The following is a 10,185-nucleotide window of genomic DNA, read 5'->3' on the forward strand; positions in this document are numbered from 1 at the left end:
TCGATAAAGCGTTGAGCGAGGCTCATAAATTCATCATTGAATTTTTCTGGCGCATTTCCCCAACCTTGGCAAAGCCAGTAAGCAATCAAGCTATTACCGATAATGCGTTTTGCAAACGTGTTGCTGTATGCGGCTTGTTCCCAGCCTATGGTGAGATTCCAATCGTCGGTGACATCGTGATCATCAAAGATCATATAGGTTGGAATGTGAGCGAGTAAGCGTTGAACCTTGTCCAGACCTGCGACGAATTTATCAATTTGTTTTTTTTCTTCGCGCCATTGCTGCTGCCATTTCGGTTCAAGAACTTCTCCGCCGACAGTAAATTCGTTTTCTAATAAACGATCCGTTCGAACAAGCTTCCACAAGGTCGGAGACCAAACCAATAAGTACATTGCAAAGCACTCAGCAAAGCTTATTAGGTGATTCTCACACTCTTTGGCGCTGAATATTGGTGTCCCTCGGTGTGGAAAAAACTTACTTAGTAAACTGTCATCACTCACATAATGAGGCAACAATTTATCTCGACCATAATAGCAAGCAGGGTGTTGGTAGAGGTCATTGGTATTTTTTATCGGAGCTTGATCGAATTCTTCGCCTGGCAAACCCAATAAAGCTATGACTTGCTCAATGGCATCGAGAGTGGGGCCTGCAACATGGTCTGCATAGATTTGATCACCACTCATGATGAGCATATCTGGTCTTTCTTCAATGGATTGAGACGCGATTTTATGATCCGCAGCGACCAATGTATCATCACTGAAGTGATGGGGATTACGGCAAGAGCCATGTAAGAGATAATCCGCTTTTTCACTAACGAGGAACTCAATACCCAAGTTTGGCGTATTATCTCGCTCATAAGTTAGGTGAGGGAGCAGTTCCGTCACTAAGCCATATTGCGTTTTTATTTGATAGCGTAACGCTTGATGGGTTGGAAACTCGCCTTCTAATTTAAGTAAGCAACACCACGCATTGAGGCCGATTTGAAGCTGTTCTTTTTGTTCACTTAAAGGGGCTTGATAAAGGATGGAGGCATTTTCATCCGTAATTTGCACCATACCCTCCAAGCGTTGGGTGGTGACTAGCCAAATATTGATTTCAGTTGCGGTCACTTTACGTAGGATCGGACCTGCAACGACAAGAGGAAGTGAAGAAATTTCAGTCGTGTTCATCAATGCTGGCAAAACGGCTCCTTATGTGTCAGCTTCTTCTTCTAATATTTCGATAACTTGCGAGCTACTAAGTTCATGTCCCATAAGGAACAAACCAAGCATCGCATCGGCTTTTGACGCGTTATCACTGTCTTCATCCAAAATTTGCTGAAGCCGAGTTCTAATTAGGTCGATTTCGTGTTCGACGAAGCCACGCCCTTCTTCGTCACCTTGACCATCTTCTGGTGCATTATCAAAGTGCAAAAACAACATGTCACCATCGAGTTGAGTCCCTATCAACCTCTCTGGCAGCCATGCTTCTCCCATCACAATGTCTGGGTCTGTATCTGCGGGTAAATGATTCAAGGTAGAGATGAGTTCTGATGCTTTCACTTTTTACTTCATTATGTTTGATTTAGAACTAAGCTAGAGTTTAAGCGCTTGTTGTGATGGTAAAATATTCGCAAACAAGCTCACCTAGTCGTGCAATATTAATATGATCTTGGGACTCAAACTGTCACGAGGATGACAACATTTGCCATTGTAACGGCTATCATCAGCAGAACATAAGCTTTTAATGGCAAATCATTGATGTTTGCCTGCTTCTCAACCAACATTTTTCGAACTCATGAAGAGATTAATTCTAACAACACTCGCTTTACCTTTAGCTGCGGCAGTTTCTTCTGCGCATGGTTCAGAAGAACAAACGTGGGGGATTGCTGCGATGTATCGCACAGCATCGATTCCGTTTTATACCGCCGATAATGACTCTACGGTGAGTACATTTGTACCAATGATGTTCTTTGAAAACCAACATGTGTATATCAATGGCATTGAAGGTGGCGCTTTTTTGTATAACGAGAGTGATTCCGACTGGCGCGCGAGCGCACTCATGCGATTGAGATTTGTCGATATTCCCATGTCGCTACAAAATGCTAATGAAGGGGACAGAGTCGATTTCGGTGGGCAAGTGCGTTATAGCATTAACGACAATTGGCGCGCAGAAGTAGAGTTGATGACGGACGACGAACTCCAGTTTCACTCTAATTACCGCCTTGCTGCCAATTATGTATTTGGTGATTGGGAATTAGAGCCATCGATTACGATTCGATACAAAGACGCTGATTTCAATAGTGAATACTATTCCTTTAAGGATATTACTGGCGAGAGAATTGGAGCTGGACTTGACACCAATCTTGGTATTAAAGCTCGTTACCATGTAACTTCAAATTTGTATTTATTGGGTGAGACGAGTGTTACTCGCTTAGATGATAACGCCTACAACAGTCAGCTTGTAGAAGATCGATATCAGGGAGAAGTGTTTGTCGGTTTTGGCTTTTTCAACGATAAAAGCAAAGCTCCGAAACCGACACTGAGCAATAAAGCATATCTACGTATTGCGCATGGTTGGGCGACGCCTTCGAACATCGGTGAAATATTTAGCTTTGAGAGAGAAAAAGACCCATACGACAATCAACTTACTTCATTGTTTTATGGGCATCCATTAACGGATGAGCTGTTTGGTTTTCCTCTTGATATTTATTTAACGCCAGGGTTGGTTCATCACTGGTCGTCCAGTGTTCAGTCTGCGAGCACAGAATACGTCATGGCGATTAAGGCTTATTGTACGGTTAATTGGCCTACGACTTGGCGATTTGGTGTAGCGGAAGGTGTGTCATACATTGATAGCATTACCTATATTGAAGGCACAGAAATGGAAGACAAGGGTTATACACCAAGCAAGTTGCTCAACTACTTAGATTTCTCGTTTGATGTCAATGTAGGCGATCTCTTCAACCAAAAGAGCTGGAACAATATGTGGGTGGGCTATTCATTGCATCACCGCTCGGCGATTTTTGAAAGCGCTTCCCAGTTTGGGCGAATTAAAGGTGGGAGTAACTACAATACTATTTATTTCCAGTTCGAGTTTTAGCGCATCGCGAGATGCATATAAGTCGGATTTGCAACTGACTTATTTATCGCCCATTATGAGTAATGATGAATAATACTATGCTGCTTTCAACGAGAAATTTCGTATATCGTGCCAGAGTTAAGGCTGTTTGTGATGCATCTGATGAATCGGATGGGATGAGCACCATGAGTATCGACTCCTCATTCAATCTTCAAATTGAAGCGATAAATTGTACCAACGCTGAATTTGCCAAACGCTTTTTTGCCATTCACGGAGAAGGGCACTTGGAGGGCGATGAATGGTTGGTGTTGTACGTCAACTCTCTTGACGTTAAGGCGGGAGACAATATAGAAATCCGTAGCGATGTCGCGTTTAATGCGATGATCGAGAATATGATAAGCGAAGCTGAGCGGTCTTTAGAAAAAGTCTACCTCGATGCAATACGCAACTTGGAGAAAGTGAATCGTTTTTGACGATGTAAGAGACCCTATAAATACGATCAAGGCATCAGGATCCAAAAAGGGATTGGCGCGAACCAATCCCTTTTGTATTCTGGTTTATTCTAACTTACGCCATTGTTGCAAGTTGGCTTTGCGCTTCTGAAATGCCTTTTTCAGCCGCATCTTCACCCATGTTTAGCGCTTCTGCGTAAACAAATTCCACATCAGTGATTCCTACAAAACCCAGCACAGTGCGTAGGTATGGCGTAACGTTGTCAGTTGGTGAATCTTTATGAATACCACCACGAGTCGTTACTACAATCGCCTTTTTACCTTCAATCAAACCTTGAACGCCGTTTTCTGTGTATTTGAATGTCACGCCTGCACGAGCAATCAAATCAATCCAGTTTTTAAGCTGAGTCGGGATGGTGAAGTTGTACATTGGAGCGGCAATAACCAAAGTGTCTGCGGCCTTTACTTCTTCAATAAGGGTGTCAGACAAGTCGACCACCGCTTGCTGTTCTTGTGAAAGATCTTCCGTAGCGCGCAGTGCAGTCGCAACGGCGAAGTCCAAAACAGGTAGCGGGTTTGCAGCCAAATCACGAACAGTAAGCTTGTCTTGGTCTACATTTTTGATGAAGTCTTCAACCAATTTGTTTGATTGAGAGTAATCGCCAAGGATGCTTGATTTTAGAGCTAGTACACGAGACATAATGGTTATTCCTTAAATAAGTGCTTTCGACTATGGGAGCCATTATAAGCAACGTAAGTGAGTTCAAAAGCCTAGCGATTCGCTGAACATGTTCGAAAAAATTGAATGAGCTTTCGGTTATCTTGTTACAGATCTTGTGTGATACAATCCGCGCAGTTTTTGTAATGAAAAGAATAGGAAACGCTTTGACTTCGTCACAGCCCCCAAAAAAGAATCTAGCTGAAGAGCAAGCGACACCGTCAAATGGTGCGCAAAAAGCGACAGCGAAACAAGCTCAAACACCTCAGGCTCAAGTGAATAGCGCGGCATCTCTGCGTAAAGCGCTGAATCAGTGCATGATGCGCGACCGTTTCCGCTTGAGTAAACGTATTTCTGGTGCAAGCAAAATTAAGAAGGACGCAGCGCGTAATGCTGTGTTCGACGAAATCGCATTAGACATCGCAAAATCCATGATGGTTGCAGAGCAGCGCAGCAACTACAAACCAACGATTGAATACCCAGAAATCCTGCCTGTAAGCCAAAAACGCGACGATATTGCGAAAGCGATCGAAGAAAACCAAGTGGTTATCGTCGCGGGTGAAACCGGTTCTGGTAAAACCACTCAGCTACCAAAAATCTGTGCTGAGCTTGGTCGCGGTAAATTTGGTCTGATTGGTCATACTCAGCCTCGTCGTCTTGCAGCGCGTTCGGTTGCTAACCGTATTGCCGAAGAGATGGAAACCAAGCTTGGTGAGTTTGTTGGTTACAAGGTTCGATTCAACGATCAGATCTCTGAAAATACCCAAATCAAATTGATGACGGATGGTATCTTGTTGGCTGAAATTCAGCATGACCGTTTCTTGAATCAATACGACACCATCATTATCGATGAAGCGCACGAGCGCAGCCTTAACATCGATTTCATCTTGGGTTACTTGAAAGAGTTGCTGCCACGTCGTCCTGATTTGAAAGTGATCATCACGTCGGCAACCATCGACCCAGAACGCTTCTCAAAACACTTCAACAATGCACCAATCATTGAAGTATCGGGTCGTACTTACCCAGTAGAAACACGTTACCGCCCACTAAGCGGTGATGACGACAATGATCGTGACCAGCTTGAAGGCATCTTCGAAGCGGTAGATGAACTGTGCGATGAAGGTTTAGGTGACATCCTGATTTTCATGAACGGTGAACGTGAAATCCGTGATACCGCAGATGCATTGTCCAAACGTAATCTGAAGAGCACGGAAATTGTGCCGCTTTACGCGCGTTTGTCGGCAGGTGAGCAGAATAAGATTTTCCAACCTCATACTGGTCGCCGAATTGTACTGGCAACCAACGTGGCAGAAACCTCGCTAACTGTTCCGGGCATTAAGTACGTTATCGACCCAGGTACGGCGCGTATCAGTCGATACAGTTACCGTACTAAGGTTCAGCGTCTTCCAATCGAGCCAGTTTCTCAGGCGAGTGCGAACCAGCGTAAAGGTCGTTGTGGTCGTGTGGAAGAGGGTATCTGTATTCGTCTGTACTCAGAGGAAGATTTTGAGTCACGCCCAGAGTTTACTGATCCTGAAATCCTACGTACCAATCTAGCGTCGGTTATCTTGCAAATGACGGCACTTGGTTTGGGTGATATTCAAGCGTTTCCGTTTGTGGAAGCACCGGATAAACGTAACATCCAAGACGGCGTGCGTTTGCTGGAAGAGCTTGGTGCGATTAACTCTGAGGTAAAAGATCCGAAAAAACGCCTGACTTCCATTGGTCGCCAATTAGCGCGTTTGCCAATCGATCCGCGCTTGGCGCGTATGGTATTGGAAGCGCCAAAATATGGTGCGCTTAAAGAAGTGATGATCATCGCAGCTGCCTTGTCGATTCAAGATCCACGCGAACGTCCTTCAGACAAACAACAATCGTCAGACGATAAACATCGTCGCTTCTTCCATGAAGAGTCGGACTTCCTGACATTTGTGAATTTGTGGGAATACATCCAAAAGCAGCAAAAAGCCTTGTCTAGCAATCAGTTCCGCAAACAGTGTAAGCAAGACTATTTGAACTACTTGCGCGTTCGCGAGTGGCAAGATGTGTACTTCCAAATTCATCAGTCGATGCGTGAGATGGAGTTCAAGCTTAACGACGAGCCCGCTTCTTACCATGGCGTACACAGTGCCATTTTGGTTGGTTTGCTGTCGCACATCGGCATGAAAGACCAAGAAAAGAATGAATATCAAGGCGCTCGTAATGCTCGCTTTCATATCTTCCCGGCATCAGGGCTGTTCAAGAAGCAACCTAAGTGGATCATGTCGGCTGAGCTGGTGGAAACCTCAAAACTTTGGGGTCGCATCATCGCCAAGATTCAACCAGAGTGGATCGAGCCATTAGCCAAGCACCTTATCAAGCGCAGTTACAGCGAACCGCATTGGTCGAAGAAACGCGCGGCGGTGATGGCGCACGAAAAAGTCATGCTTTACGGCGTACCAATCGTACCGAAACGTTTGGTGAACTACGGCAGTATCGATCCTACCGTTAGCCGCGAAATCTTTATTCGTAGTGCATTGGTTGAAGGTGAGTGGGAAACCAAACACGCGTTCTTCAAGCAAAACCGTAAGCTTTTGCAAGAAGTGGAAGAGCTTGAACACAAATCTCGTCGTCGTGACATCTTGGTGGATGATGATGAGCTGTTTGATTTTTATGACCAACGCGTTGGTACCGAAGTGGTGTCTGGTAAGCATTTCGATACGTGGTGGAAAAAGGCATCTAAAGAAAATCCGGAACTGCTGAACTTTGAAAAAGAGATGCTGTTCAAGGGTGATGCTAGCCATGTGACCGATTTGGATTACCCGAACTTCTGGCATCAAAATGGTTTGAAGCTCAAATTGAGTTACCAATTTGAACCAGGCGATGATAGTGACGGTGTCACAGTGCATTTGCCGTTGCCGATTTTAAACCAAGTTGAACCAGCGGGCTTTGATTGGCAAATCCCTGGTTTGCGCCATGAGCTTGTGGTTAGCTTGATTAAATCGTTGCCAAAGACAATTCGTAAGAACTTTGTACCTGCGCCGAACTATGCCGATGCATTCTTAGCACGCGTCACGCCAATGGAAGCTCCGCTGCTAGATTCATTAGAGAAAGAGTTGCGACGCATGACGGGCGTAGAGGTACTGCGTGAAGACTGGAACTTGGAACAAGTACCTGAGCACTTGAAAGTCACGTTTCGTGCGGTTGATCACCGAAATCGTAAACTGAAGGAAAACAAAGACCTTCATGAACTGAAAGAAAGTTTGAAAGACAAAGTTCAAGAAACGCTTTCCAAAGTTGCGGATGACGATATCGAACAGCAAGGTCTGCATACGTGGAGTTTTGGAGAATTGCCGAAAGTGTATCAACAAAAACGTGGCGGCTACGATGTAAAAGCGTATCCGGCGCTTGTTGATACCAAAGACAGCGTTGAAATCAAACTCTACGAAACAGAGTACGAGCAGATAACGGCAATGCGTGCTGGTCAGCGTCGCCTAATTTTATTGAACGTACCGTCGCCAATTAAATATTTGCACGCCAACTTACCGAACAAATCGAAGCTGGGTCTGTACTTTAATCCATACGGCAAAGTGCTTGATCTGATAGATGACTGCATTGCCTGTGGTGTCGATAAGCTTATTGAAGATCAGGGTGGTTTAGTTTGGGAGCCAGAGAAGTTCGAAGCGTTGAAAGAACACGTTCGTGCTGAATTGGGTGACACCGTTGTAGAGATTGCTCAACAGGTTGAGACTATTCTGACCACGGCGTTTAGCATCAATAAGAAGCTAAAAGGCAAGATCGACTTCACAATGGCGTTTGCTCTGTCCGATATCAAAGCACAAATTGAAGGCTTGATCTTCAAAGGCTTTGCAACGGAATGTGGCTGGAAACGCTTGCCGGATATTCTTCGCTACATGCGTGCGATAGAGCGCCGTATGGAGAAGTTGCCTATCGATCCAAACAAAGATCGTTTACATATGCTGAAGATTGAATCTGTGACTCAAGACTATAAAGAGTTGCTGAACAAGATCCCGAAAGGTGTGGCCATTCCTGAAAATGTAAAAGAAGTGCGTTGGATGATTGAAGAACTTCGCGTGAGTTACTTTGCTCAACAATTAGGCACTCCTTATCCTGTTTCTGATAAACGAGTCAAAAACGCGATTGATGCTTGCTAATCAACCAGTAAAATAGTGTCAGATTTGTAATTATCGCTTAAGAAGTTGCTGGTACACTAATTGCTAGTAACTCAATAAGCATTATTTTTTAGTTCTGGGAGGCAATAGTTCGCCTCCCTTTATTTGTAGTACCAACGACTGAGTTATGCAGACGTGGGAATAATAAAGAGTAAAGGTAGATGATGAAAAAAACTCTATTAGCAGTGGCGCTACTTGGCGCATCTTCTGCGGCAATGGCGGATTCTTGGATTTACGGTGGTGCAACAGTAGGTCAGTCTGACTACAAAGGTGAGACGGACACATCATACTCTGTTCACGTTGGTACAGGCATTCTACCTATCATTGGTGTTGAAGCTGGTGTAACACAACACGGTGAGTTCAACGTAAATGGTCAAGACACTAAGCTAACTTCTTACTACGCAGCACTTAAGCCAAGCATCGACTTCGGTCCGCTACACGTGTACGCAAAAGGTGGTTTCCATCAGTGGGACAAAAAAGTGAAAGGCGGCAAAGACGATGACGATTTGGACCTAATGTACGGTGTGGGTGCTGAGTACTTCATTTTTGGCCCGATGTCTGTTGGTGCTAGCTACATGAACTACACTGCTGGTAAAGACGATATCAGCACGTTCTCTGTTAACGCAACACTACATTTCCTATAAGCGTCAAGCTTTCTAACACCATATGAAACACACCGGCTTTATGTCGGTGTTTTTTTGTCTGGAAGTCACAAAACAAAAGTTGAACATAAATTATTCACTTTTAGAGTCTTAAAATGCCTATGCTTTCCAATATATAGTGGCGATTAAATGCGCATATTTGCGTAATGTTTCGCTTAGGAATCGATCAGGAAGGGATAGTATGAAAAAAACACTCTCGTTATTCGCTCTAACGTTGTGCTCAACGTCAGCAATGGCTGACTCTTGGATTTACGCTGGTGGCCAAATTGGTCAGTCCGATATCGACAGCGAAAATGATACAACCTACGGTATTCATGTCGGTACTGGTATTTTGCCGTTCATTGGCATTGAAGCAGGCTACTTTAATCACGGCAAAGTGGATTTATCTTTGAGTGGCAGCAGGGGTAGTGCTGATTTTGATTCATTCTATTTAGCGGCGAAACCTAGTATCGACTTCGGCCCGTTACACGTTTACGCAAAAGGCGGCATCAATGCATTCAACGTTGATTATGACGGCGGACTGAGAAACTTAGACAAAGATGATGGCGTCTCTTACATGTATGGTGTTGGTGCCGAATACTTCTTGCTTGACAATGTGTCTGTGGGCGCGAGTTATCAAGCGTTTGGCGTGGATATTGAAGGCGATAGCGATACCGTTAGCAGCGTAACAGGGAACATCACCTTCCATTTCTTATAACGCTCGCTGGATGAAAGGTTTGCTGATTTGGTTTCGTCGTTAATTGTGAAACCAAATCAGCGCAGGTCTTCTCTATTTGCGCAGTGACTGGCTATGAACTTAAGTATTTCTTGTGTCTTTTCTAGTCTACAACCTACGACAAAATCAATCGTTAGACCTCATAATTTTTGTGTTGATATTATTTCCCCTTCATCTGTCTCGAATTGAGCCTAAAATGCAATAAACCACGACTTTTTGCAAAAATATGTGATTGCTGCTAAAATTCGTCCCGCTTTAAAACTTTAGAGTTCAAATTAATGGAGGGCGGTATTGGAGTTCTTCTCACCTGAGGGGCGTTTCAAATTCACGTTAAATTTGTATTTATGGATAATGCATTTAAAAAATATAGTATTGATACAACCGATTATCAGGTTGGACAGGATAA

General features: G+C 44.1%; 7 protein-coding genes and 1 pseudogene. 5 read left to right on the top strand and 3 right to left on the bottom strand.

What is annotated here, in order from left to right; genetic code table 11:
• A pseudogene (locus CAG69_RS16405) lies at positions 1-1,181 on the bottom strand (alkaline phosphatase family protein); the annotation flags it as partial.
• Between the two features lie 9 nt (positions 1,182-1,190).
• A complete protein-coding gene (locus tag CAG69_RS16410; RefSeq protein WP_005377676.1) occupies positions 1,191-1,541 on the bottom strand; it encodes a hypothetical protein in 351 nt (116 codons plus the stop codon).
• A gap of 235 nt (positions 1,542-1,776) precedes the next feature.
• On the opposite strand from CAG69_RS16410, the gene CAG69_RS16415 reads away from it, so the two are divergent.
• Positions 1,777-3,081 (top strand): MipA/OmpV family protein, encoded by a 1,305-nt coding sequence (locus CAG69_RS16415; RefSeq protein WP_161445195.1) that lies wholly within the window; start codon positions 1,777-1,779, stop codon positions 3,079-3,081.
• Between the two features lie 164 nt (positions 3,082-3,245).
• Positions 3,246-3,533: a hypothetical protein gene (locus tag CAG69_RS16420; protein WP_005389458.1), complete on the top strand. Its 288-nt coding sequence runs from the start codon at positions 3,246-3,248 to the stop codon at positions 3,531-3,533.
• A gap of 94 nt (positions 3,534-3,627) precedes the next feature.
• Here the strand turns inward: CAG69_RS16420 and CAG69_RS16425 are convergent, their stop codons facing one another.
• Complete coding sequence (locus CAG69_RS16425) at positions 3,628-4,212, bottom strand: FMN-dependent NADH-azoreductase (RefSeq protein ID WP_017634939.1); 585 nt, start codon at positions 4,210-4,212, stop codon at positions 3,628-3,630.
• A 185-nt stretch (positions 4,213-4,397) separates the two neighbouring features.
• Here CAG69_RS16425 and hrpA point away from each other — a divergent pair, with 185 nt between their 5' ends.
• From hrpA to CAG69_RS16440, 3 genes are all read left to right on the top strand, one after another.
• A complete protein-coding gene (gene hrpA / locus CAG69_RS16430) occupies positions 4,398-8,384 on the top strand; it encodes an ATP-dependent RNA helicase HrpA (RefSeq protein ID WP_202600803.1) in 3,987 nt (1,328 codons plus the stop codon).
• Between the two features lie 182 nt (positions 8,385-8,566).
• The gene (locus CAG69_RS16435) at positions 8,567-9,046 is read left to right on the top strand and encodes an outer membrane beta-barrel protein (RefSeq protein WP_021033871.1); all 480 of its coding nucleotides are present in this window, start codon (positions 8,567-8,569) and stop codon (positions 9,044-9,046) included.
• Between the two features lie 199 nt (positions 9,047-9,245).
• Positions 9,246-9,761, top strand: a complete 516-nt coding sequence (locus tag CAG69_RS16440) for an outer membrane beta-barrel protein (RefSeq protein ID WP_005377661.1) — start codon at positions 9,246-9,248, stop codon at positions 9,759-9,761.
• The last annotated feature ends 424 nt before the right edge of the window (positions 9,762-10,185 follow it).

The organism is Vibrio sp. V43_P6S15P86 (genome assembly GCF_009904725.1).
GTDB classification, from domain to species: Bacteria; Pseudomonadota; Gammaproteobacteria; order Enterobacterales; family Vibrionaceae; genus Vibrio; species Vibrio diabolicus.